14 protein-coding genes are annotated in these 23,694 nt (G+C 69.8%); 8 read left to right on the top strand and 6 right to left on the bottom strand.

What is annotated here, in order from left to right; genetic code table 11:
- Positions 1–502: 502 nt before the first annotated feature.
- Together B9P64_RS15130 and B9P64_RS15125 are read right to left on the bottom strand one after the other, a co-directional pair.
- Positions 503–2,581: a sensor histidine kinase gene (locus B9P64_RS15130; protein ID WP_139826327.1), complete on the bottom strand. Its 2,079-nt coding sequence runs from the start codon at positions 2,579–2,581 to the stop codon at positions 503–505.
- On the bottom strand, positions 2,569–4,035 hold the full coding sequence (locus B9P64_RS15125; RefSeq protein WP_085316917.1) for a sigma-54-dependent transcriptional regulator: 1,467 nt from the start codon (positions 4,033–4,035) through the stop codon (positions 2,569–2,571). The genes B9P64_RS15130 and B9P64_RS15125 overlap by 13 nt, the downstream gene beginning before the upstream one ends.
- A gap of 201 nt (positions 4,036–4,236) precedes the next feature.
- Between B9P64_RS15125 and fdnG the strand changes: the two genes are divergently transcribed.
- From fdnG to B9P64_RS15090, 7 genes are all read left to right on the top strand, one after another.
- The gene (gene fdnG, locus B9P64_RS15120; RefSeq protein ID WP_085316920.1) at positions 4,237–7,290 is read left to right on the top strand and encodes a formate dehydrogenase-N subunit alpha; all 3,054 of its coding nucleotides are present in this window, start codon (positions 4,237–4,239) and stop codon (positions 7,288–7,290) included.
- 10 nt (positions 7,291–7,300) lie between these two features.
- A complete protein-coding gene (gene fdxH / locus B9P64_RS15115) occupies positions 7,301–8,248 on the top strand; it encodes a formate dehydrogenase subunit beta (protein ID WP_085316916.1) in 948 nt (315 codons plus the stop codon).
- Positions 8,245–8,892 (top strand): formate dehydrogenase subunit gamma, encoded by a 648-nt coding sequence (locus B9P64_RS15110; RefSeq protein WP_085316915.1) that lies wholly within the window; start codon positions 8,245–8,247, stop codon positions 8,890–8,892. Before fdxH ends, B9P64_RS15110 begins: the two co-directional genes overlap by 4 nt.
- 38 nt (positions 8,893–8,930) lie before the next feature.
- On the top strand, positions 8,931–9,740 hold the full coding sequence (gene fdhD / locus B9P64_RS15105; RefSeq protein WP_235840015.1) for a formate dehydrogenase accessory sulfurtransferase FdhD: 810 nt from the start codon (positions 8,931–8,933) through the stop codon (positions 9,738–9,740).
- 45 nt (positions 9,741–9,785) lie between these two features.
- Complete coding sequence (gene fdhE / locus B9P64_RS15100) at positions 9,786–10,784, top strand: formate dehydrogenase accessory protein FdhE domain-containing protein (RefSeq protein WP_085316913.1); 999 nt, start codon at positions 9,786–9,788, stop codon at positions 10,782–10,784.
- A 116-nt stretch (positions 10,785–10,900) separates the two neighbouring features.
- On the top strand, positions 10,901–16,615 hold the full coding sequence (locus B9P64_RS15095; protein WP_085316912.1) for a CHAT domain-containing protein: 5,715 nt from the start codon (positions 10,901–10,903) through the stop codon (positions 16,613–16,615).
- A gap of 143 nt (positions 16,616–16,758) precedes the next feature.
- Positions 16,759–17,643: a bestrophin family protein gene (locus B9P64_RS15090; protein ID WP_085316911.1), complete on the top strand. Its 885-nt coding sequence runs from the start codon at positions 16,759–16,761 to the stop codon at positions 17,641–17,643.
- Between the two features lie 63 nt (positions 17,644–17,706).
- Here B9P64_RS15090 and dbpA read toward each other — a convergent pair whose 3' ends face one another.
- The 4 genes from dbpA to B9P64_RS15070 all read right to left on the bottom strand — a co-directional run bounded on the left by dbpA (position 17,707) and on the right by B9P64_RS15070 (position 22,189).
- The gene (gene dbpA, locus B9P64_RS15085) at positions 17,707–19,101 is read right to left on the bottom strand and encodes an ATP-dependent RNA helicase DbpA (RefSeq protein WP_085316910.1); all 1,395 of its coding nucleotides are present in this window, start codon (positions 19,099–19,101) and stop codon (positions 17,707–17,709) included.
- A gap of 348 nt (positions 19,102–19,449) precedes the next feature.
- Entirely contained in the window at positions 19,450–20,505 is a 1,056-nt protein-coding gene (locus B9P64_RS15080) for an alkene reductase (protein WP_085316909.1), read from the bottom strand.
- A 163-nt stretch (positions 20,506–20,668) separates the two neighbouring features.
- Entirely contained in the window at positions 20,669–21,832 is a 1,164-nt protein-coding gene (locus tag B9P64_RS15075; RefSeq protein WP_085316689.1) for an MFS transporter, read from the bottom strand.
- A 60-nt stretch (positions 21,833–21,892) separates the two neighbouring features.
- Positions 21,893–22,189 carry an ArsR/SmtB family transcription factor gene (locus tag B9P64_RS15070; RefSeq protein ID WP_085316688.1) on the bottom strand — a complete coding sequence of 99 codons (297 nt, stop codon included), beginning with the start codon at positions 22,187–22,189 and terminating at the stop codon, positions 21,893–21,895.
- Between the two features lie 190 nt (positions 22,190–22,379).
- On the opposite strand from B9P64_RS15070, the gene B9P64_RS15065 reads away from it, so the two are divergent.
- Positions 22,380–23,693 carry an AAA family ATPase gene (locus B9P64_RS15065; RefSeq protein WP_085316687.1) on the top strand — a complete coding sequence of 438 codons (1,314 nt, stop codon included), beginning with the start codon at positions 22,380–22,382 and terminating at the stop codon, positions 23,691–23,693.
- Position 23,694 lies beyond the last annotated feature (1 nt).

The following is a 23,694-nucleotide window of genomic DNA, read 5'->3' as shown; positions in this document are numbered from 1 at the left end:
TGGCGGGGGTCAGGGGGCCGGGGAGGGTGGGGGGGGGGGGGCGGGCGGGCGTGAATCACCAGCTCTATCGGGCTCAGCCTGTGCCGGCTTCGTGGCTGCCCAGCGGCCGGTGAGGTTTTGGTTTTGCTCCGGCGCGCGGAGTGGGCTGGGGGATGCTCGCTGCGAGCCCGAGCCAACCCGACTCCGCGCAGTCACACCCACCAGCAACAAGCCCGACGCCCCAAAGGCCGCATTGCGGCCCAGCCCTCTCAGTAGTTCAAGGAGCGGCGCGCAGCGGGGCGGGGTGGCGGCGGGGTGTCTGGCGCGCCGAGCGGAGGTGACGGGCGCCGGTGAACGCCGCAGGCGTTCAGGTCCGCATGTTTGAAGGTCGCGCAAGCGACCTGAGTTGGCGGACCGGGCCGGCGCCCGTCACCGCAGCGAGGGCAGCCGGCGCAGCCGGCCGCGCCAGTCGCCCCGCCGCCACCCCGCCCCGCTGCGCGCCGCGGACCCACCAAAACCCCCGCTAGGCCGAAGCCGGCAGCCAAAGCCAAAGCACGGCGCCGCTGTCGGCCGCGCCAGCCCCCATCCGCCCGCCCATGCGCTCGACCAGGTTGCGGCACATCCACAGCCCCAGCCCGTTGCCGCCGCTCTTGCGCGTGAAGAACGGCGTGAACAGCCGGTCGAGGTCGTCGGGCGCGATGCCGACGCCGGTATCGGCCACCTCGATGCGCACGCCGTCGGCCTCGTCGCGGCTGGCGAGCGTGAGCCGGCCGCCGTCGGGCATGGCTTGCAGCGCATTGATGACGAGATTGACCAGTACCTGCAACAGCTCGCGCCGGTCGCCGAGCGGCTGGGCGCGCGCGGCCAGGGTCTGCGCGACCGCGACCCGGCTGGCGTCGATCTGGTGGCTGGCCAGCATCAGCGCTTCCTGCACCGCGCCGGCCAGATCGACCGGCGCCAGCGCGCCCGAGTACTGGCCGGGCCGCGCGTACTGCAACAGCCGCGCGACGATCTGGCGGATGCGCCGCACCTGCTCGCGAATGAGCCGGATTTCCACCTCGACCGGCGCGGCGGCCGGGCCGAGCAGTTCGGCCATCAGGTCGAGGTTGCCCTGGATCACGGCCATCGGATTGTTCACCTCATGGGCCACGCCGGCGGCGAGCTGGCCGATGGTGGCGAGCTTGTCGGCCTGGGCCAGCTGGCGTTGCGCATCGAGCAGGCCGGCGTTGGCGGCGGCGAGGTCGCGGGTGCGCTCGGCGACCTTGGCGTCGAGCTGGTCGCCCCAGCGCCGCAGCGCCGCGTTCTGCTCGCCGATGCGGTCGAGCAGCGCATCGAGATGGCGCGCCAGATCGGCCAGTTCGTCGCGCTGGCCGAGTGCGCCGACCCGGGCGTCGAGCGCGCCGGCGGCGATGCGGTCCATGGTCGCGTGCATGCGCTCGACCGGCTCGATCACGCCGCGCGTGAAGCGCCAGCTGACGGCGGCGGCGGCGGCCATGGTGGCGAAGAACAGCGCCACCAGCACCGCGAGTGCAAGCCATTTCATGCGCACGAACGGCGCTTCGAGGAAGCCGACATAGAGCATGCCGACGCGCTGGCCGTCGCCGTCGAGCAGCGCCTCGTAGCCCGACAGATACCAGTCGTCGACCACGAAGGCGCGGCCGAGCCAGGACTGGCCGGTGGCCAGCACGCGCGCGCGCACCGCCTCCGACACGCGGGTGCCGATGGCGCGCAGGCCGTCGGCGCCGACCACCGTGGTGGCGATGCGCACGTCGCCGAGGAACAGGGTGGCGCTGCCCCGGCTGCCGGCCGGCAGCGAGCCGTCGGGATAGACCATGCGTTCGATGCGATCGACCAGCGCCAGATTGCGGTTGAGCAGCAGCCCGCCGACCAGCACCGCCTGGCGGCCCGGCAGTGGCGCGGCGGCATGCAGCAGCAGGCCGCGATCCTCGGACTGGCGCGGCAGCGCCGGCGCGCCCGGCGCCGGTTCGAGCACGGTGCGCACGCGCAAGGCCAGGTCGGGCGCGATCTGCGCGAGCGATTCGGCCGACAGCAGCTCGACCGCTACCGCCGACTGCCCGCCGAGCGCGCGCCGCAGCACCGCGCCGTCGTCATAGCGCGGCGGCGGTTCGGGGCCGAGCGGCGGCTCGGAGCCGGCGCGCACCTGGCGGTGCCGGTCGACCAGCACCAGAAAGTCGAGCCCGGCGGCTTCGGCGCGCTCATGCAGCAGGCTTGAAAGCGCTTGCGGATCGCCGCGCGCATCGGCCAGCGCCTGCGACGCGGCGAGCGCCTCGACATCGCGCCGAGCCTCGTCGCGCACCCGGGTGAAGAAGCCGTCGGCGACCGCGAGATCGCTGCGCACCTTCTCGTTCATCAGGCGCGAGAAGGCTTCGCCGCCCCAGCCGAGCAGCAGCGCCACCAGCACCGGAAAGCCGGCGAACAGCGGCAGCAGCGCCAGCGCCACGAAGCGCGCGCGCAGCGAACGCGCGATGCGCCGGTCGAGCGGCGCCGGCAGCAGATGGCGCGCCAGATCGATGCCGGCATCGGTGGCGCGCACCAGCCGCGCCAGCAGGCCGCGCGGGCGCGGCGGCGTCACAGCCCCCATGCGAAGCACTTGCGTTCGAGCGTCTTGCGCGAGATGCCGAGCCGGCGCGCGGCCTCGGACTTGTTGCCGCCGGCCGCCACCAGCACGGCGCGGATGTGGCGCTCCTCGATGGCGGAGAGCAGGTCGGGCGCGTCGGCTTCGGCGGCTTCTGCGGCGACCGGCGCGGCCGGGCTGACGGGCGTGGCTGCATCGGCGCCGGCGGTGCGCGGCGTGTCGTCCTCGGCATCGTCGCCATCGTCGGCGGCGAGCGGCACCTGGCCCAGGATCATCGAGCGCTCGATCAGGTTCTTGAGCTCGCGCACATTGCCGGGCCAGTCGTAGGCGGTCAGCCGCTTCATCGTCGCGGCGTCCACGTCGAAGGGCGCGAGGCCGAGCATCGGCGCGAGCTGCACCATGAAATGCCGGACCAGATCGGGGATGTCGCCGCGGCGCGCACGCAGCGGCGGCAGCGCCAGCTCCAGCACCTGCAAGCGGTAGTAGAGATCGGCGCGAAAGCGCCCGTCGGCCACCGCCTGCGCGAGCGGCTTGTTGGTGGCCGCGATCACGCGCACATCCACGCTCACTTCCTGCTCCGAGCCGACCGGGCGCAGCCGGCGCTCTTCCAGCACGCGCAGCAGCTTGGCCTGGATCGGCTGCGGCAGCTCGGCCACTTCGTCGAGGAAAAGCGTGCCGCCGCGCGCGTAATAGAACAGCCCCTCGCGCGCGCCGACCGCGCCGGTGTAGGCGCCGCGCACATGGCCGAACAGTTCGCTCTCGATCAGCTCGGGCGCAATCGCCGCGCAGTTCACCGGCACGAACGGCGCCTTGGCGCGCGGGCTGAGCGTGTGCAGCGCGCGCGCCACCACCTCCTTGCCGGTGCCCGATTCGCCCTGGATGAGCACGGTGCTCGGCATGGGCGCGAAGCGCGACACCAGCTGGCGCAGCTCGCCCATCAGCACCGAGCGGCCGATCAGGCCCTCGGGCCCGCCGCCCTCGTGCGGCGCGCGTGCCGCGACCTCCCGCCGCAGCACGAAGTTCTCGGCGATGAGCTGGGAGCGCTCGACGCTGCGCCGTACCGAGTTGAACAGCTGGGCCAGCGAAAACGGCTTGACCAGGAAATCGGCCGCGCCGGCGCGCAGCGCATCGACGGCGGTTTCCACATCGGCATAGGCGGTCATCAGCACCACCTCGCTGGTGCAGCCCTGGCGCCGCAGCGCCTGCAACCAGCTCACGCCGTTCTGCCCCGGCAGCGAGATGTCGAGCACGATCAGATCGAAGCGCCGGCGCGCCACCAGCGGGATCGCGTCCTCGACGCTGCCGGCGGTGACGACCTCGTCGCAGCGGGTTTCGAGCGCGCGCCGCGTGAAGTTGAGAACGCCCGGCTCGTCATCGACGACGAGCACGGAGAAGCCGGGCCAGCGGCCATCGGCGGAAGCGGGATTGCCCGTGACGGGCGGGGTCGGAGTGCTGCTCATTCGGGTCGGACAAAAAGTCTCAGGCGGGTCGGAACGGCTTGGACATTCTGTCCGCCGCGCCGCAAGGCGTTATTCGGTGATGACTGCAAGTGCTTGAACCGCAAGCGGAAGCGGCGATGGTCCGCGTTTCGCTATCGGGCATCCCAACGCAAGGCGCGCGCCGGTCGGCAGTCGCGCTGCAATTTCAGGGGGATGAACAGCATGCAGGTAACGCGACGCCAGTTCTTCAAGATCGGCGCGGCCCAGATCGGGGCGACGAGTCTGGTGGCGATGGGATTCTCGCCCGCCACCGCGCTCGCCGAGGTCCGCCAGTTCAAGCTGGCGCGCGCCAGCGAGACGCGCAACAACTGCCCGTATTGCTCGGTGGGCTGCGGCGTCATCATGTACAGCCTGGGCGACAAGGCCAAGAACGCCAAGTCCGAGATCTTCCACATCGAGGGCGACCCCGATCATCCGGTCTCGCGCGGCTCGCTCTGCCCCAAGGGCGCCGGCCTGATCGACTTCATCCACAGCCCCAACCGCCTCAAGTACCCGGAAGTGCGCGAGGCCGGCAGCAGGGAGTGGAAGCGCATCGGCTGGCACGAGGCCATCGACCGCATCGCCCGGCTGATGAAGGAGGACCGCGACGCCAACTTCATCCGCCACAACGACAAGGGCGTGGCAGTCAACCGCTGGGCCAGCACCACCTTTCTGGCGGCGTCGGCGTCGAGCAACGAGGCCGGCATCCTCACGCAGAAGGTGGCGCGCTCGCTCGGGCTGGTGGCCTTCGACGCGCAAGCCCGCGTGTGCCACGGCCCGACCGTGCAGGCGCTTGCAACCACCTTCGGCCGGGGTGGCATGACCAACACCTGGGTCGACATCAAGAATGCCGACTTCATCCTGGTGATGGGCGGCAATGCGGCCGAGGCGCATCCGGTCGGCTTCAAGTGGGCGATCGAGGCGAAGAAGACGCGCGGCGCCAAGCTGGTGGTCGTCGATCCGCGCTTCAACCGCACGGCGGCGGTCGCCGACTACTACATGCCGATCCGCGTCGGCACCGACATCGCCTTTCTCGGCGGCGTCGTCAACTGGCTGATCGCCAACGAGAAGATTCATTGGGAATACGTCAAGGCGTACACCAATGCCAGCCTGATCGTGGCCGAGGGCTATCACTTCGACGAGGGGCTGTTCTCGGGCTTTGACGAGAGCAAGGGCAAGTACGACCGCAGCAGCTGGAACTACGAGCTCGACGCCAGCGGCAATGCGAAGACCGACGACAGGCTGCAACATCCGCGCAGCGTGTGGCAGCTGATGAAGGCCCACTACGCGCGCTACACGCCCGAGACGGTGGAGCAGATCTGCGGCACGCCGAAGGCCGACTTCCTCAAGCTCGCGGGCTGGCTCGGCGAGCTGGCCACGCCCGAGAAGGTCGGCACCATCCTCTACGCGCTGGGCTGGACCCAGCACACGACCGGCACGCAGAACATCCGCACCATGGCGATGATCCAGCTGCTGCTCGGCAACATCGGCATGCCCGGCGGCGGCGTGAATGCGCTGCGCGGCCACTCCAACATCCAGGGCCTGTCCGACCTCGGCCTGCTGAGCACCTCGCTGCCCGGCTATCTCACGTTGCCCAACGAGAGTCACGTCGACCTCAGGACCTATCTCGACAAGACCACGCCCAAGGCGGTGCGGCCCGACCAGCTCAACTACTGGAGCAACACGCCCAAGTTCTTCGTGAGCCTGATGAAATGGTTCTGGGGCGACAAGGCCACCAAGGACAACGACTGGGGCTACGACTGGCTGCCCAAGTGGGACAAGATGTACGACGTGCTGCAAAGCGCCGAGCTGATGCATCAGGGCAAGATGACCGGGCTGGTCTGCCAGGGCTTCAATCCGCTGGCCGCCTTCCCCGACAAGAACAAGATGTCGGGCGCGCTCGCCAGGCTCAAGTGGATGGTGACCATCGACCCGCTCGCGACCGAGACGGCGTCGTTCTGGCAGAACCACGGCGAGAGCAACGACGTGAAGCCGGAAGACATCCAGACCACGGTGTTCCGGCTGCCGAGCACCTGCTTTGCCGAGGAAGACGGCGCCATCGTCAACAGCAGCCGCTGGCTGCAATGGCACTGGAAGGGCGCCGACGCGCCGGGCGAAGCCAAGGCCGATACCGAGATCGTCGCGGAGTTGTTCATCAAGCTGCGCGAGCTCTACCAGGCCGAGGGCGGCGCCTTCCCCGATCCGCTGCTCAACCTGGCCTGGCCCTATCGCGACGCGAAGAATCCGCTGCCCGAGGAGCTGGCCAAGGAACTCAACGGCCGCGCGCTCGCCGACATCGTCGACCCGAAGGACGCGACCAAATTCCTCGCGAAGAAGGGCGAACAGCTGCCCGGCTTTGCCGTGCTGCAGGACGACGGCAGCACCATGAGCGCCTGCTGGATCTTCGCCGGCTCATGGACGCAGGCCGGCAACCAGATGGCCCGCCGCGACAACACCGACGCCGGCCTTGGCAACACGCCGGGCTGGGCCTGGGCCTGGCCGGCCAACCGCCGCATCCTCTACAACCGCGCCTCGGCCGACCCGGCCGGCAAGCCCTGGGATCCCAAGCGCAAGCTCATCAGCTGGAACGGCGACAAGTGGGTCGGCGCCGACGTGCCCGACTTCAAGGTCGACAGCCCGCCGTCGGCCGGCATGAACCCGTTCATCATGAATCACGAGGGCGTGGGCCGACTGTTCGCCATCGACCGCTGCGCCGACGGTCCCTTCCCCGAGCATTACGAGCCGATGGAATCGCCGATCGGCACCAATCCGCTCCATCCCAAGGTGGTCAGCAGCCCGGCGGTGCGCATCTTCAAGGGCGACCGCGAGCGGCTCGGCAAGATGGACGAGTTCCCCTATGTGGGCACGACCTATCGCCTGACCGAGCACTTTTTGTTCTGGACCAAGAACGCCAAGCTCAACGCCATCGCCCAGCCCGAGCAGTTCGTGGAAATCGGCGAGGCGCTGGCGAAGGAGAAGGGCATCGTCCAGGGCGACACGGTAAAGCTGGATTCGAAACGCGGCTTCATCAAGGCCAAGGCCGTCGTCACCAAGCGCATCAAGCCGCTGACGGTGGACGGCCGCACGGTGCACCAGATCGGCATTCCGCTGCACTGGGGCTTCGAGGGCCAGACGCGCACCGGCTATCTCGCCAACACGCTCGCGCCCTTCGTGGGCGACTGCAACACGCAGACGCCCGAGTACAAGGCTTTCCTCGTCAACATCGCCAAGGTCTGAGGCTCGCGACATGGCTCTGCAATCGCTCGACATTCTCAAGCGCTCGGCCACGCCGACCGCCACACCGCAAGTGCGCCAGACCACCGAGGTGGCCAAGCTCATCGACGTGACGACCTGCATCGGCTGCAAGGCCTGCCAGGTCGCCTGCTCGGAGTGGAACGACATCCGCGAGGAGCCGGGCCACAACATCGGCGTGTACGACAACCCGACCGACCTGACGGCCAAGGCCTGGACCGTCATGCGCTTCAACGAGCACGAGGACGAGAGCGGCAAGCTCGAATGGCTGATCCGCAAGGACGGCTGCATGCATTGCAGCGACCCGGGCTGCCTCAAGGCCTGCCCGTCGCCGGGCGCGATCATCCAGTACGCCAACGGCATCGTCGACTTCCACGAAGAGAACTGCATCGGCTGCGGCTACTGCATCTCGGGCTGCCCGTTCAACGTGCCGCGCATCAACCAGAAGGACAACAAGGCCTACAAGTGCTCGCTGTGCTCGGACCGCGTGAGCGTCGGGCTGGAGCCGGCCTGCGTGAAGACCTGCCCGACCGGCGCGATCCAGTTCGGCTCCAAGGAAGACATGAAGGAAGTGGCCGCCGAACGCATCGTCGATCTGAAGACGCGCGGCTACGACCAGGCCGGCCTCTACGACCCGGCCGGCGTGGGCGGCACGCATGTGATGTACGTGCTGCATCACGCCGACCGGCCCGAGCTCTACAACAACCTGCCCAAGGATCCGCAGATCAGCACCACGGTCAGCTTCTGGAAGGGGCTGCTCAAGCCGCTGGCGTCGGTGGGCATCGCGGCGGCCGGATTGTTCGGCTTCTTCCACTACATCACCGTGGGGCCGAACCGCGCCGATGACGAAGACCCGATCGACAGCATCGACGAGCCCGACCTGAGCAAGGTCGTGCTGCGCGTGAGCGGCCAGAACAACCAGCAGCCGGGAGACCAGGCATGAGCAAGGAAAAGCTGATCCAGCGCTACAGCGCGCCGGAACGCATCAATCACTGGATCGTGGCGATCTGCTTCGTGCTGCTGGCGGTGTCGGGGCTGGCGTTCTTCTATCCGGCGTTCTTCTGGCTCACGGGCGTGTTCGGCACGCCGCAGCTCGCGCGCATCGTCCATCCCTTCGTGGGCGTGGTGATGTTTGCGGGCTTCGTGCGGCAGTTCTTCCGCTACTACCACCACAACTTCCTCACCCAGGCCGATGTGGAATGGATGAAGTCGGTCGGCACCGTGCTCAAGGGCCATGAGGTCGGCGACACCGGCAAGTACAACGGCGGCCAGAAGGGCATGTTCTGGCACATGAGCCTGTGCATGGGCCTGCTGCTGCTGACGGGCATCGTGATCTGGCGCGAGTACTTCTCGATCCACTTTCCCATTCCCGTCATCCGCGCGGCGCTGCTGCTGCATTCGATGAGCGCGCTGGCGCTGATCGCCGGGATCATCGTGCATGTGTATGCGGCGCTGTGGGTCAAGGGCACGATCCGCGCGATGGTGGAGGGCGTGGTCACGCATGGCTGGGCGCGCAAGCATCATCCGCGCTGGTATCGCGAGGTGACCGGCGCGCCTTCGGCCGGCAGCGAGCGCAGCGGGCATTGAGCCGCGCGAGCACAAAAGCCGCGCCGCAAATGCCGCTTATGGCGCACGAGCCGGGCTTTCGCGCCGCCCGCGTGCTGCGCATCGGCCGCGACGGCAGCGCGTCGGCCGACGACCGGCTGGCCGAGGAAGTGCCGGTGGCGCTGGTCTACAACGGCGTCTCGCATGCGGTGATGCTGGCCACGCCGACCGACCTGGAGGACTTCGCGCTCGGCTTCAGTCTGGTCGAGGGCATCCTGCGCTCGCCGGGCGAGCTTTACGGGCTCGACATCGCGCCCGGCTGCGACGGCATCGCGCTCCAGCTCGACATCGCCTCGGCGCGCTTCATGGCGCTGAAGGAGCGCCGCCGCAGTCTGGCCGGCAAGACCGGCTGCGGCCTGTGCGGCGTCGACAGCCTGGAAGCGGTCGATCTTGGCCTCGCGCCGGTCACGCGTGGCGCACCGGTGCGGCGCTCGGCGATCGAGGCGGCACTCGCAGCGCTGCCGGCGCAGCAGCCGCTGTTTGCCGCGACCGGCGCTGTACATGCCGCCGCCCGCGTGCGCGCCGACGGCAGTCTGGCCGCGGTGCGCGAGGACGTGGGCCGGCACAACGCGCTCGACAAGCTGGTCGGCCATTGCGCGCGCCGCAGCGACCTCGACCCGGCCAGCGGCTTTGTGCTGGTGTCGAGCCGCGCCAGCTACGAGATGGTGCAGAAGACCGCCGCCGCCGGCATCGGCTGCCTGGTCGCGCTGTCGGCGCCGACCGCGCGCGCCCAGGCGCTGGCCGAACGCCTGGGCGTGACGCTGGTCGGCTTTGCGCGCCCGGGCCGGCTGGTGGTGGCCAGCCATGCCGCCGGGCTGCTGGCAGACTGAGCGCTCCGTTTTTCACCGCCCACCGCATCCCGAAGGTTGTTCCGCATGAGCTTCAAGCCCCTCCGTTTCCTGCGCGATGCACTCGCCCCGGCCCAGCCCGAGCCGGCCGCCGATGCCATCACGCCGCCGGTGTTCGACCTGCCCGGCAGCGACTGGCGCCCCGAGCCGGCGGCGCGCGTGCGGGCGCCGTCGGCCACGCTGTTCGCGCGCCGCGCCGCGCGCCTGCGCGCGCTGGCCGAGGGCCATGCGCTGGCCGACTTTCTCGGCTTTGCGGCCGCCGTCGCCGACCAGCAGCAGCGCCTGCTCGACAGCGACGATCCGCAGTGCGCGCTGGGCGGGCTGCGCGCCAATTTCAACGCCATCGTCGCGGCGCTGCGGCCGCGCTTCACGCCGGCCATCGCGGCCGCCGTGGCTGCGCTTGAGGCGCGTGACGACGTGAGCCTGGGGCTGCTCGGCGCCAATCTGGCCGGCGGCCGCCTGCCCGAGGCCGGCGCCGGCTTTGCCGCGCTGCCGCTGCTGGGCGCGGCCTTGCAGGTGGGCGCGACGCGCGCGGCGCTGCTCAACGCGGCGCTGGTCGAGCTGCCCGAGCATGAGGTGCTGGCCTGCCCGGTCTGCGGCGGCGCGCCGGTGGCCTCGGTGCTGCGGCGCGGCGAATCGGGCCACGGCGAGCGCCATGCGGTGTGCGGCGTGTGCGCGAGCGAATGGCATGTCGGCCGCATCCGCTGCCTGGCCTGCGGCGACAACGCCGGCATCAGCTATCTGGCGGCGGTGCCGGCCGACGGCGCGACCGAAGGCGCCGGCTTCAAGCGCCCGGCGGTCGAGCTGGAATGCTGCGACGCCTGCCATGCGGCGACCAAGATCGTCTCGCTGGAGCGCGATCCGGCGGTGGAGCCGGTGGCCGATGACCTGGCCACGCTGCCGCTCGACTGGCTGGCGGCCGAGGATGGGTGGCTGCGCTATGGCTTCAATCTTTTCTTCCTCGCGCCGGAGGCGGAGGTGATCGAGGGGGATGACGATTTTGCGGAGGAGGATGGGCGGGCGTAGGCGAGTCGCACTCGGCGTTCGACCGGGTTGGCGATGCACCGCAGACAAATTCGTCCACTGACAGTCGCCATCGGCAGTGACTAGCCTCGCGAGGTCCATCGACCGAGCGAGTCTCCATGTCCGCGCCCAATGCAGGCAGTACCTACCGTTTTCTGGTTTCCGGCCGCAGTTCCGATGTCGCATCGGCCGCCGCACCGGAGGGCTACATCCTTGCCGAGGGCGTCGATGTCATCGACAAGGGCGGCCGCTCCGAGCCGCCGTCGCAACTGACGCTTGAAGCCCAGGACGGTGTGCATGTCGTCGAGGTCGTCATCGACGGTGGCCCGACCCTCTATCTCAGTCCCGGCAATGCCTGCGCGCTGTTCAAGGCCCAGGCGGGCACGACTACCCGCGCGGCACCCGTTGGCGCCGCGACCGATCCCGATGCGGTCGTGGTGCCGACTCAGCTGGCCTGGGCTGGTCAGCAGGCGGCCGCCGGGGCGTCGCGCGGCACGCCAGCCAGCGTCGGACTGCTCGCCGTGCGTCTGCTGGGGCGGCAGGACGACGACGACACCGATCCCGCTGTCGATCTTGGCGATCTGCTGCGCCGTCCGCTCGCACGCCTCGGCGCCCTGCTGATCGCCGAGCGGATCGACCGCATGGCCGGCAACGGCGTGTTCCGACTCGATCCGACCCGCATCGAGTCGCTGGCAGGGCGGCCGCCGACCCCGATTTCCACGGCCGACAAGCCGGTGCTCGTGTTCATTCACGGCACGTTCAGCACGACCGCGCGCGGCTTCGGCGATCTGTGGCGCGACTGGCCCGACCTGCTGGCGCGGCTGTTCAAGCAATACGAGCGGGAGGTCTATGCGCTCGACCATCCGACGCTGAGATGCAGCCCGATCGAGAACGCGCTCACCCTGGTGCAGGCCTTGCCGGAGCAGGGCGCGCGCCTGCATCTGCTGACGCATTCGCGTGGCGGGCTGGTGGCCGAGGTGCTGGTGCGCATCTGTGGCGTGGTGGGGCCGCGCGGCCTTGCCGGCGGTGACGATGCGAGCGCCCGCCAGCGCGCGCTCGACGATGCAGCAGACTTGCTGAAGGCGTTTTCCGCTGGCGACGCGTCCTGGCTTGCGTCGGTCACCGGTGTCGTCGAGGCCGCCTCCAGCTCCTTTGCCAAGCGCTTTGCCGAGCTGGTCGAGCTGATCGTCCGCAAGCGCCCCACGGTCGAGCGCGTGGTGCGCGTCGCCTGTCCCGCACGCGGGACGCTGCTCGCTTCGGGCCGGCTCGACGCCTATCTGTCGGTGTTTGCCTGGCTGCTCGGACGGCATGCCGGATCGGTACCGGCCGAGCTGGTGAGCTTTGCCGCCGCCATCGCGCGCGAACGCCAGCGCCCCGAGGTGCTGCCCGGGCTGTGGGCGCAGATTCCGGGCAGCGGTCTGGTCGAGTGGCTCGCTTCGGTGCCGCCGCAGGAACGTGGCCTGCCCGGCCAGCTGCGCGTGGTGGCCGGCTATGTCGAGGGCGATTCGGTGCTGTCGTGGGTCAAGACGCTGCTCGGCGACGTCTACTACCGGACTCCCAGCGATCTGGTGGTGAATACCGATGCCATGTACGGCGGAACCCGGCGCGCCGGTGACGCGAGCTTCTTCCTGGACCACGGCGGCAAGGTCGATCACGGCAGCTATTTCTCCAACGAGTCGACGGCGCAGGCCATCGCCAGCGCACTCATCGACGAAACGCCGGCGGGCTTTCGTCCGATCGGTCCGCTGTCGTGGAGCGGCTCAGCCTTCGACGGCGTGCGTGGCGAGCGACGCGGCGCGCCAGCCGAGGACGATCCCGCGCGGCCGGCCGTGTTCGTGCTGCCGGGCATCGTCGGCAGCAACCTGCGGCAGGGCGATCGCCGGCTGTGGCTCGGCACCGGTTTCCTCAACCAGCTCGATGCGCTCGCCTGGCGCAGGGACGGCGCCGACGGCATCGTCGAGGACGGGCCGCTCGGCACGCACTTCGACCGGCTGATCGCCTTCCTGCGCGCGAGTCACGCGGTCGTGCCCTTCGGCTTCGACTGGCGCGTGCCGATGCGCCAGGAAGCGGAGCGTCTCGCCCGGGCCGTCGATGCCGCGCTCGACCGCCGGCTCGCCTCCGGTCAGCCGGTGCGCATCGTGGCCCATTCGATGGGCGGACTGCTGGTGCGCACGATGCAGCTGGTGGCGCCGCGCACCTGGCGCCGGCTCATGGACCATCCGCAGGCCCGGCTGCTGATGCTGGGCACGCCCAACGGCGGCTCATGGGCGCCGATGCAGGTGCTCAGCGGCGACGACAGCTTCGGCAACACGCTGGTCGGGCTGGGCGCGCCGTTCCGGCAGCGCCAGGGCCGCGAAGTGATGGCAGGGCTGCCGGGCTTTCTCCAGCTCCAGGCCGGGCTGCTCGATCCCGTGCTCGACCTCGGGCGCGAAGCCGGCTGGCGCGCGCTGGCCGAGGAAGACCGGCGCCGGACCGACAGCTACAGCTACTGGCATGACGAAGCCAACAAGCGCGGCTATTACGCCTGGGGCATTCCGCGGCAGGAGGTGCTGGATCTGGCGGTGAGCCTGCGGCGCGATCTCGACAACCAGCTGCCCGAGCTCGCCCGCGATGCCCGCAAGATGCTGCTGGTCCTCGGGCGGGCCCAGTACACGCCGGTCGGCATCCTCAAGCGCGAGACCGGCATCGAGTACGACGACGTGCTCTACGGCGGAGACGGTCGCGTCTCCGACGGCAACGCCATGCTGCCCGGCGTGCGCACCTGGGAGACCGATGCCGCGCATTCCGACTTGTCGCGTCACGACGCGGCGTTCTCCGACTACGTGTCGCTGCTCACGACCCCGCTCGATGCGCTCGACGACTTCCGCCCGAAGCGCATCAAGCCATTCGTGCCGGCGGCCGCGCGCGGCGGCTCGGCCGTTCCGCCGCTGCGGCGGTCGCGCCCCATCCGCGATGCGGCCAGCGCGGCCGAACCGCCGGTTTCCTTCGAGGCGATGTTCGACGGCAATCCGCCGGTCGACGGCGGGCCGGCGAAGACGCCGCTGCGGGTTCGTGTGCTGAACGACGACCTCAAGTTCACCGGCGATCCCTTGCTGATCGGTCATTACCAGGCGTTTGCGCTGACCGGCACCGAGCAGGCGATGGACGAGCTGCTGGGCGGAAGCCTGTCGGCCGCGCTGCGTGCCGGCCTGTATCCGAACGAGGTCGGCGCGACCCAGGTGTTCCGCAACTGTCTCGGCGATCCGCACGATGCGGCGACCATGCCGCGCCCGCGTGCGCTGATCGTGGTCGGGCTCGGCGCGGAAGGGCAGCTGACCTTGTCCGATCTGACGCAAGCCGTGACCCAGGCGGCACTGGCCCAGGCCCAGCAGGAGCGCGAGACGCTGTTTCATGCGGTCTGGAAGGACGTCGCAGATCGTGACGAGGCTGGCCGTCAGGTGGCGGCGCACAGCTTCGAGCTGGCGGCCACGCTCATCGGCAGCGGCGGTCTGGGGGTTGCCGCCTACGGCTCGGCGCAGGCGGTGGCGCGCGGTGTGCAGGCGGCCAACCAGCGCCTGCGCGAGATCAAGTGGCCGCTGGTCGCCCGGCTCACGGTGGTGGAGCTGTACGCCGACCGCGCGACCGAGGCGCTGCTCGCGCTGCAAGACCTCGCGCGCGTCGAGGACGGCGACTTCGATGTCGACAAGCGCCTGACCTTCGGGCGCGCGCCGCTCGCGCGCATGCCGGGCGCCAGCTATCGCGGCAGCAACTACGACTTCATCGCCGCGCGCCCGGTCGAAGGCGCCCGCTCGCCGGGCGGCCGGCTGGCCCGCATCGAGTACATCGTGGACAGCCGGCGCGCCCGTACCGAGGTACGCGGTGTGTCGGCCCAGGTTCAGCTGGTCGAGCAGATCGTGCGCGAGGGTGTGACGCAACGCGGCGCGACCGCCAGCACCACCGATGTCGGCCGGACCCTGTTCCGGCTGCTGGTACCGCAGGAGTTGGAGTCGTTCTTCGTCAACTCGCAGGGCGTGGTGCTGGAGGTCGATCCCGAGCTGGCGCACTTCCCGTGGGAGCTGCTCGATGCCCGTCCCGACGGCGTGCTGGCGCCGGAGGTCGATGTGCCGTGGGCCGTGCGCACGCCCTTCATCCGCAAGCTCAGGCTCAAGGACTATCGCGAGCAGCCGCGCGAGGCGTTTGCCGATGCCCCTATGCTCGTCATCGGCGAACCGGCTACCGGCGGCGATCCGTTTGGCCGCAACTACGCCAGCCTGCCCTGGGCCCGCCGCGAAGCCGAGGAAGTGAGTGCGCTGTTCAAGGGCGCAAAGCTGCTCGTCGATGCCGACGCCCGGGCCGTCGTGATGAACCTGCTCGCACCGGGCATCGACTGGCGCATGGTCCATGTGAGCGGGCATGGCGATGCGGGCAGCGCGGTCACCGATTACGAAACCGCCGGCGTGGTGCTGACCGGTGGCGTGCGGCTTGGCGCCAGCGAGATCAAGGCGATGCGCCGGGTGCCCGAACTGGTGTTCATCAACTGCTGCCACACCGGCGCGATGAGCGGCGAGCCCGGTCGGTTCGCGGCCAGCGTGGCGGCGCAGCTCATCGCCATCGGCGTGCGCTGCGTGATCGCGGCCGCCTGGGAAGTGTCGGACGACGGTGCGCGGCGCTTTGCCGGCGAGTTCTATGGCGCCCTGCTGGCCGGTCAGGACTTCCAGCAGGCGGTTGCGGCCGCCCGGCGTGCCACCTGGGGTGCCGCGCCTCAGGACAACACCTGGGCCGCCTACCAGTGCTATGGCGACCCGGGCTGGCGCCTCAATCCGCCGGCATCGACCGAGCAGCGCTACCGCGGTTCGACGCGCATCGTCTCGCCGGCGGGCCTGGTGTTCGAGCTCGACCAGATCGCTCACTACGCCAGGTTCGGCGGCTTCACCCGGGCCTCGCTCAGGACGGCGCTCGATGAGCTGGAAGCCGAGCATGCACAGGCCTGGCCCGGCAGCGGCCAGGTCGCCCATGCCTTTGGCGCAGCCTGGGCCGCGCTTGGCAACAAGCCCGAGGCGCTGCGCTGGTACCGGCATGCGCTTCAGACCGAGGACGGCCTGGCGCCGCTGCGCGCGGTCGAGCAGCTCGGCAATCTGGAAGCGCGTGACGCCCATGCCGCGGCAGCTGGCCGGAACGGCGATGCGGCGGCGGCGCGCACCCGCATCAGGCAAGCGATCGAGATGCTCGACCGGCTGGTGAGCTTTGGTGTCACCAGCGAGCGCGCAAGCCTCCAGGGCTCGGCATGGAAGCGGCTCGCGCAGTTGAGCGAGGCCGAGGAACGCAGCGACGCAGCGGCCCGCTCGCTGACGCACTACGAGCAGGCCGCCGAACTGGCGGCCCGACGCGCGCCGGAGGAGCGCTTCTATCCGCTGATCGCGCTGGTGGGGGCGCGACTGGTCGGTGCTGCATCGGTACCGACGTCGCCGCCCGCGCCGTCGTCACCGCCCGGCGGGTCCGCGTCGGGTGCGCCGATCGACGTGGCGCAGGCGTTGGCGCAATTGCGCGAAGCGCTCGACGACAAGATGCGCATCGATCCGGATTTCTGGGGCGCGGTCGGGCAGATCGAGGTCGAGCTGCTTGCGGCGGTGTGGAACGGCGAGCTGGCGCAGGCGGAGCCGAAGCTCGTCGACAGCTTTGCGCGATTGAAGCAGCGCGTGACCGCGCCCGGTTCCTGGGGCTCGGTCGCGGAGCAGGCCGACTATGTGCTGGGCGAGTGCTATCGGAGCGACCGCATCGTCGACGAGGCAGACGCGCGGAATGCCGCCGCTGCATTGCGGTTGCGGGAGCGCTTGCGCGGGTTTGCCAGGGATTGAGCGGCGGGCGGGTGCTGCCGTCGACACGGGGCTGGCCGGTCGTCGGCGGTGCGGATTGGAATCGCGTGTTCCTGCCTGACGAGCGGCCACCGCCATGTTCGCGGCGCAGCTAGCATTGCGCCCCCGTCACTTCCGGCCCACTCATGCCCCGCCAACCCCGCCCCCACTGGTTCCGCATGCTCTTCATGCTGCGCGGCTCGGTGCTGCCGCGCATTGCCTTCCAGCTCGTGCTCACCTTCGCGATGGGCTGCTGGGCCTGGTATGCGTCGCGGCTGCCGTGGCCGTGGAACCTGAGCTACACGCCGGCGCCGTTCGGCTTTCTCGGCGTGTCGCTGGCGGTGTTCCTGGGCTTTCGCAACAGCGCCAGCTACGACCGCTGGTGGGAGGCGCGAAAGCTCTGGGGGCTGGTCGTCATCCATGCGCGCAGCGTGGCGCGGCAGTCGGTCACGCTGCTCGATTCACCGGCGCGCGCCCAGCAGATCGTGCGGCTGCTGGCGGCCTTCGTGCATGCGCTGCGCTACCAGCTGCACGACTGCGATCCGCGCGCCGGCATCGCGCCCTGGCTCACGTCGGACGAGCTGGCCACGGTGATGGCCGCGCCCTGCCGGCCGCAGGCCGTCGTCACGCTGATCGCGCAGCAGCTGGCCGAGGCGCGCCGCGCCGGCGAGATCGATCCGATCCTGCTGCCCGCCATCGACAGCCAGCTCGCCGGGCTTGAATTTGCGCTCGCCAGCTGCCAGCGCATCGCGGGCACGCCGCTGCCCTTCATCTACTCGCTCATCATTCATCGCACGGTGCATCTGTATTGCATCGCGCTGCCGTTCGGGCTGGCGCAGACGGTGGGCGTGCTGACGCCGCTGGTCACCACCTTCGTCGCCTATCCCTTCTTTGCGCTGGAGGCGCTGGCGCAGGAGATCGAGGAGCCGTTCGGCACCTCGGGCAATGCGCTCGACATCGCGGGCATGTCGCAGGCGCTGGCCGAGGAGTTGCTGGCGAGCGTGCCGCCAGCCGAGCTGGCTGGCGCCTGACGCTGGCGTCGGCCACGCGGCTCGCGGCGCCAATGCAGCGCCGCCGCAGACCGCAAGCGCCGCTCAGTCGTCGAGCAGCCGCCCCTTCACGCGCCGGCCCTTCACGCTGCCGGCGAGCAGCTTGCTCAGCACGCTCTGGCCGATTGCGCGCTCGACCGCGATGTAGGTATTCCAGTCGGTCACGTTGATCTTGCCGATCTGCTTGCCGGCAAAGCCCATGTCCTTGGTCAGCGCGCCCAGCACGTCGCCGGGGCGCATCTTTTCCTTCTTGCCGCCGAGCAGTTGCACGGTCGTCATCGGCGGGCGCAGCCGCTCGCCGTCGGCCGGCTTGAGCGTGTCGAGCGACGCCCATTCCAGCTCGCGGCCCGACTCGCGCTCGATGGCGGTCGCGCGGTGCATCTCCTTGTGGCTCACCAGGCTGAAGGCATGGCCCTCGGCATCGGCGCGGCCGGTGCGGCCGATGCGGTGCACATGCACCTCGGGATCGGGCGTCACGTCGACATTGATGACCGCTTCGAGCTGGGCGATGTCGAGCCCGCGCGCCGCCACGTCGGTCGCCACCAGTACCGAGCAGCTGCGGTTGGCAAAGCGGATCAGCACCTGATCGCGCTCGCGCTGGTCGAGGTCGCCATGCAGTTCCAGCGCCGAATAGCCCTGCGCGCGCAGCACGTCGGTCAGGTCGCGGCACTGCTGCTTGGTGTTGCAGAACGCGATGGTGCTCACCGGCCGCCAGTGGTCGAGCAGCATCGACACGGCATGCAGCCGGCGGTCGTCCTCCACTTCATAGAACACCTGACGGATCTTGGTCGTGGCGTGCTGGCCGGCGACCACGATCTGCTCGGGATTGCGCATGAACTGCTGCGCCAGCTTCTTGATGCCGTCGGGATAGGTGGCCGAGAACAGCAGCGTCAGGCGCGCCGGCGGGCACAGCTTGGCCACGGCGGTGATGTCGTCGACGAAGCCCATGTCGAGCATGCGGTCGGCCTCGTCGAGCACCAGGGTGTTGATGCCGTCGAGCTTGAGCGTGCCGCGATCCAGGTGATCCATGATCCGGCCCGGCGTGCCGATGATGACGTGGGCGCCGTGCTCCAGGCTGCCGATCTGCGGCCCGATGGTGGTGCCGCCGCACAGCGTGAGCACCTTGATGTTGTCCTCGGCGCGGGCGAGGCGGCGCACTTCCTGCGCGACCTGATCGGCCAGTTCGCGCGTGGGGCAGAGCACCAGCGCCTGCGGCGCGAACCAGCGCTGGTTGAGCCGCGTGAGCAGCGGAATGGCGAAGGCGGCGGTCTTGCCGCTGCCGGTGCGGGCCTGGGCGATGAGATCGCGCCCGGCGAGCGCGAGCGGCAGGCTGGCGGCCTGGATCGGCGTCATCGCGTCGTAGCCGAGCGTGGCGAGGTTGGCGAGCACGGCCGGGGCGAGCGGCAGCGTGGCGAAGGATTGGGCTTGGGCTTCAGTCATGCGGCCGATTGTGCTTGATGGGGGCAGCGGCGCCGCGCGCGAGGGGATGGGCGGGCGGCGCCTGAGTGAGGCGACTGAAAACCGAGGGCCGCGCAGCGGCCCTGTCTGCCCATGAACATGAAGCGGTGGCGGGCGGGTGGCGGGTTCCGGTGCATTCGGACGCACCGAGCGCACGAGGTAGATGCCGGTGAACGCCGCAGGCGTTCAGGCATGCCTGTTTGAGGCCGCAGGCCGAGTTGGCATGCCGGCCGGCGGGCTACCGAAGGGAGCGAAGGGAATCCGCCGCGTTCAGCGGCGGATGCGTCCGTATGCACCGGAAGCCGCCACCCGCCCGCCACCGCCGCCGCCTCACCCAGCCAGCACCGGATAGTCGGTGTAGCCCTTGGCGCCGCTGCCGTAGAACGTCCCGAAGTCCTGCGCATTCAGCGCCGCGCCACGTTCCAGCCGCGTCACCAGGTCGGGCGTCGCGATGTAGTCCTTGCCGAAGGCCACCGCATCCGCCGTGCCGGCGTCGAGCAGCGCCTGCGCGCTTTCCTTCGTCAGCTTTTCGTTCGCCACGTAGATGCCCCCGAAAGCCTGCTTCAGCTGCGGGCCGAGGCTGTCGTCGCCCACGGCTTCGCGCGCGCAGATGAAGGCGATGCCGCGCTTGCCCAGCTCGCGCGCCACGTAGCCGAAGGTCTCGGCCGGGGCGCTGTCGCTCATGCTGTGCGCATCGCGACGCGGCGCCAGATGCATGCCCACGCGGCCGGCGCCCCACACGCCGATGCAGGCGTCGGTCACTTCGAGTATCAGGCGGGCGCGGTTCTGGAGGCTGCCGCCGTAGGCGTCGGTGCGGTGATTGGTGCCGTCCTGCAGGAACTGGTCGAGCAGATAGCCGTTGGCGCCGTGGATTTCCACGCCGTCGAAGCCGGCCAGCTTCGCGTTCTCGGCGCCCTTGCGATAGGCCTCGACGACGCCGGGAATCTCGGCCAGCTCCAGCGCGCGCGGCGTGACGAAGGGCTTCTCGGGGCGCACCAGGCTCACATGGCCGCCGGCGGCGATGGCGCTCGGTGCGACCGGCAGCCGACCGTCGAGATAGATCGGATCGCTGATGCGGCCCACATGCCAGAGCTGCGCAAAGATGCGGCCGCCGGCGTCGTGCACGGCCTTGGTCACCAGCTTCCAGCCTTCGACCTGGGCCTCGCTCCACAACCCCGGCGTGTCGGGATAGCCGACGCCGTCGGGCGTGACGGCGGTGGCTTCGGACAGGATGAGTCCGGCGCTCGCGCGCTGGGCGTAGTACTCGGCCATGAGGGCGTTGGGCACGCGGCCAACGCTGGCGCGGCAGCGCGTCAGCGGCGCCATGAAGATGCGGTTCGGCAGGTCGAGGTCACCGACGCGGATGGGTTCGAACAACGAGTGCATGGCTTCTCCTTGGAATGCCGCCGGGCGGGTGCGCGGGCGGGTGAATCGGGGTTTGATGCTGCGTGCTGCGTGCTGCGTGCTGCGTGCTGCGTGCTGCGTGCTGCGTGCTGCGTGCTGCGTCGTGGCGGAGGCGGAGGCGGTCTTGCGCTTCGAGCGCGCCGGCTCAGGCGTTGGCGGTGGCCGGCGCATGTGCCGGCAACTGCGGCGCCAGCCGCGATGCGCCGAGCGCGATCAGCGCCGCCACGGCCGCGACCACCGGCACCGCGTTCAGCCCGAGGCCAAGCGCAATCGTCTGCCCGCCGATCCAGGCGCCGATGGCGTTGCCGAGGTTGAACGCGCCGATGTTCAGCGTCGCCACCAGGTTGGGCGCGCGATGGCCGTGGTTCACCACATTGAGTTGCAGCGCCGGGCCGCTGGCAAAGCTGGCCGTCGCCCACAGGAACACCGTGATCTCGGCCAGCACGAAGGAATGCGCGGTCCAGGCGAATGCGGCCGCCACCAGCGCGGTCGCGCCGAAGGCCTGGGCCATCGCGCGCCGGATGCCGCGATCGGCCAGCCGGCCGCCGAGCAGATTGCCGACCGTGGCGCCGGCGCCGGCCACCAGCAGCGAGCCGGTCACGCCTTCCGGCGACAGCTGCGTGATGTCGAGCAGCAGCGGCGCGATGTAGGTGAACAGCGCAAACATCGACGTGCTCGCCAGCACCGACAGCCCGAGCGCGCAGGCGAGGCCCCGGTCGAGCAGCGCGCGCAGTTCATGGCCGATGCCGGCACTGCGCGGCGCGGGCTGACTCGGCAGCAGCGCGAGCAGCGAAACAAAGGCGATCACGCCCAGCCCGCTCACCGCCCAGAAGGTCATGCGCCAGCCCTGGGCCTGGCCGAGCGCCGTGCCGAGCGGCACGCCGACGATGTTGGAAATGGTCAGCCCGGCGAACACCAGCGCCACCGCCGACGCACGCCGCTCGGGCGCGGCCAGCGTGGCCGCCACCACCGAGCCGATGCCGAAGAAGGCGCCGTGGCACAGCGAGGTGACCACGCGCGCCGCCATCAGCAGCCAGTAGCTGTCGGCCAGCGCGCACATCACGTTGCCGGCGATGAAGATGGCCATCAGCAGCAGCAGCGTGGCCTTGCGCTGCAGGTTGAGCGTGGCGATGGCCATGAGCGGCGCGCCGAAGGCCACGCCGAGCGCATAGCCGCCCACCAGCCAGCCGGCCGTGGGGATGGACACGGCAAGGTCGCGCGCCACTTCGGGCAGCAGACCCATCACCACGAACTCGGTCGTGCCGATGGCGAAGGTGCTGATTGCAAGCGCTAGCAGGGCGAGAGGCATGGGCGGGGAGGAGAGTGATTGGCGCGGCCTCGTGCGGGCCGCTTCGCGCCGGAGTGAGGGTCAGAGATCGGACTTCATGGCTTGCAGAAAGGCGGCGATGGCCGCCTCGTCGCGCTTGTAGAGCACCCATTGGCCGGCGCGCTGCGAGGTGACGAGACCGGCGCGTTCGAGCACCGCCATGTGCGTCGACACGGTCGATTGCGACAGCCCGGCGCGCTCGTAGATGCGGCCGACGCAGACGCCTTCTTCCCAGGCGTGGTTCTGCTCGGTGAAGTGGGTTTGCGGGTCTTTCAGCCAGCCGAGGATTTCGCGGCGGATGGGGTTGGCGAGGGCCTTGAGGATTTCGTCGATGTCCATGGTGGGTGGGGCTTATCGGTTGATCGGGATATTGGCATATCGGGAAAAGACGATGCAAGTGGATTGCATCGGGATGTGTCGTGATGAGTCTTGCGGTGTCGCCGGCCGACGCTCATCCGTGAAAGTAAAAATGACGATTGAATTTGCTCACTACATGCGAATATCAGAAAAATTTTCAACGGAGACCGCCATGCTGCTCGAATTCCGGGTGCGCAATTTCGGCTCGATCCGCGATGAACAGTGCCTGAGCTTCGTCGCCTCGGCCGACCGCGAACTGGCCGCCAGCCATACCGGCGCCACCGGCCTCAAGTCGCCCGCGCAGGCGGTGCGCAGCGCCGTCATCTACGGCCCCAATGCCAGTGGCAAGACCACGCTGCTCAAGGCGCTCGACTACATGCGCGCCGTGGTGGCCGAATCGGCGACCGTCATCCAGCCGGGCCAGACCTACAACGTGCAGCCGTTCCGGCTCGATCCGGCCCGGGCCGCCGAGCCCACTGCCTTCGAGCTGAGCTTCGTTCACGCCGGCTTGCGGCACCAGTACGCCTTCGAGATGACCGCGCAGCGCATCGTCAGCGAGTCGCTGGTGGTTTGGCACAGCGCCAAGCCCACGCAATGGTTCAGCCGTCGTTTCGATGGCGAGCGCGATGTTTACGAGTTCAGCGCCTATCTCAAGGGCGCACGCAAGCTCTGGCAGGACAGCACGCGGGCCAATGCGCTTTTTCTGTCGATGGCCGCGCAGCTCAATGCCGACCAGATGGTTCCGGTGTATCGGGCCATCGTCGATTGCCTCGTCTACCTGCCGGCGCATGCGTCGCTCAATCACGAACTCACCACGCACCTGCTCGCCAGCGCAGCGGGGCGCCTGGCCGTGCGCGATTTCCTGTCGACTGCCGACATCAGCATTGCCGAGGTGAAAACCACCGCCATGCGAGGCGTCACCGACAACTTCGCTTTCGGCGCCGATGGCGTGGTGCACATGGGCAAGGAAGAGAGCGAAATCCTCGTCCCGCTGTTCGAGCACAGCACTTCCGCCGGCAAGGCCAGCTTCGAACTGCACGAGGAATCCGAAGGCACGCAGCGCCTCTACTGCCTTGTCGCGCCGGTGCTCGACGTGCTGCGCGATGGCCGCGCTCTCGTGGTGGACGAACTCGACAGCAGCCTGCACACGTTGCTGGTGCGCCGGCTGGTCGCCATGTTTCACGACCCGGCGCTCAATCCGCGCGGCGCCCAGCTGGTGTTCACCACGCACGACACCTCGCTGCTCGATCAGGGCCTGTTCCGGCGCGACCAGATCTGGTTTACCGAGAAGGACGCCGACCAGGCCACGCGGCTTTATCCGCTCAGCGACTTCAGTCCGCGCAAGCACGAGGCACTGGAACGCGGCTATCTGGCCGGGCGCTACGGCGCGGTGCCGGTGCTGCGCAGCCTGCCCGCCATCGCCCTGCCGCCCGGCCCGCGTGGCGCCACGCGCGGTGGTGCGCAGCGTTCGTCCACCGGCGCCTGAG

Origin of the sequence: Derxia lacustris (genome assembly GCF_002105195.1) — a bacterium.
Taxonomy (GTDB): domain Bacteria; phylum Pseudomonadota; class Gammaproteobacteria; order Burkholderiales; family Burkholderiaceae_E; genus Derxia; species Derxia lacustris.
This window is presented reverse-complemented; position numbering and strand designations above follow the sequence as displayed.

What these genes read in the sequence shown, in the direction of transcription:
- fdhE (WP_085316913.1), top strand. Translation starts at nt 9,786, where the DNA reads ATGAGCTTCAAGCCCCTCCGTTTCCTGCGCGATGCACTCGCCCCGGCC.
- fdxH (WP_085316916.1), top strand. Translation starts at nt 7,301, where the DNA reads ATGGCTCTGCAATCGCTCGACATTCTCAAGCGCTCGGCCACGCCGACC.
- B9P64_RS15090 (WP_085316911.1), top strand. Translation starts at nt 16,759, where the DNA reads ATGCCCCGCCAACCCCGCCCCCACTGGTTCCGCATGCTCTTCATGCTG.
- B9P64_RS15130 (WP_139826327.1), bottom strand. Translation starts at nt 2,581, where the DNA reads ATGGGGGCTGTGACGCCGCCGCGCCCGCGCGGCCTGCTGGCGCGGCTG.
- B9P64_RS15065 (WP_085316687.1), top strand. Translation starts at nt 22,380, where the DNA reads ATGCTGCTCGAATTCCGGGTGCGCAATTTCGGCTCGATCCGCGATGAA.
- B9P64_RS15125 (WP_085316917.1), bottom strand. Translation starts at nt 4,035, where the DNA reads ATGAGCAGCACTCCGACCCCGCCCGTCACGGGCAATCCCGCTTCCGCC.
- B9P64_RS15075 (WP_085316689.1), bottom strand. Translation starts at nt 21,832, where the DNA reads ATGCCTCTCGCCCTGCTAGCGCTTGCAATCAGCACCTTCGCCATCGGC.
- B9P64_RS15110 (WP_085316915.1), top strand. Translation starts at nt 8,245, where the DNA reads ATGAGCAAGGAAAAGCTGATCCAGCGCTACAGCGCGCCGGAACGCATC.
- B9P64_RS15070 (WP_085316688.1), bottom strand. Translation starts at nt 22,189, where the DNA reads ATGGACATCGACGAAATCCTCAAGGCCCTCGCCAACCCCATCCGCCGC.
- B9P64_RS15095 (WP_085316912.1), top strand. Translation starts at nt 10,901, where the DNA reads ATGTCCGCGCCCAATGCAGGCAGTACCTACCGTTTTCTGGTTTCCGGC.
- fdnG (WP_085316920.1), top strand. Translation starts at nt 4,237, where the DNA reads ATGCAGGTAACGCGACGCCAGTTCTTCAAGATCGGCGCGGCCCAGATC.
- dbpA (WP_085316910.1), bottom strand. Translation starts at nt 19,101, where the DNA reads ATGACTGAAGCCCAAGCCCAATCCTTCGCCACGCTGCCGCTCGCCCCG.
- B9P64_RS15080 (WP_085316909.1), bottom strand. Translation starts at nt 20,505, where the DNA reads ATGCACTCGTTGTTCGAACCCATCCGCGTCGGTGACCTCGACCTGCCG.
- fdhD (WP_235840015.1), top strand. Translation starts at nt 8,931, where the DNA reads ATGGCGCACGAGCCGGGCTTTCGCGCCGCCCGCGTGCTGCGCATCGGC.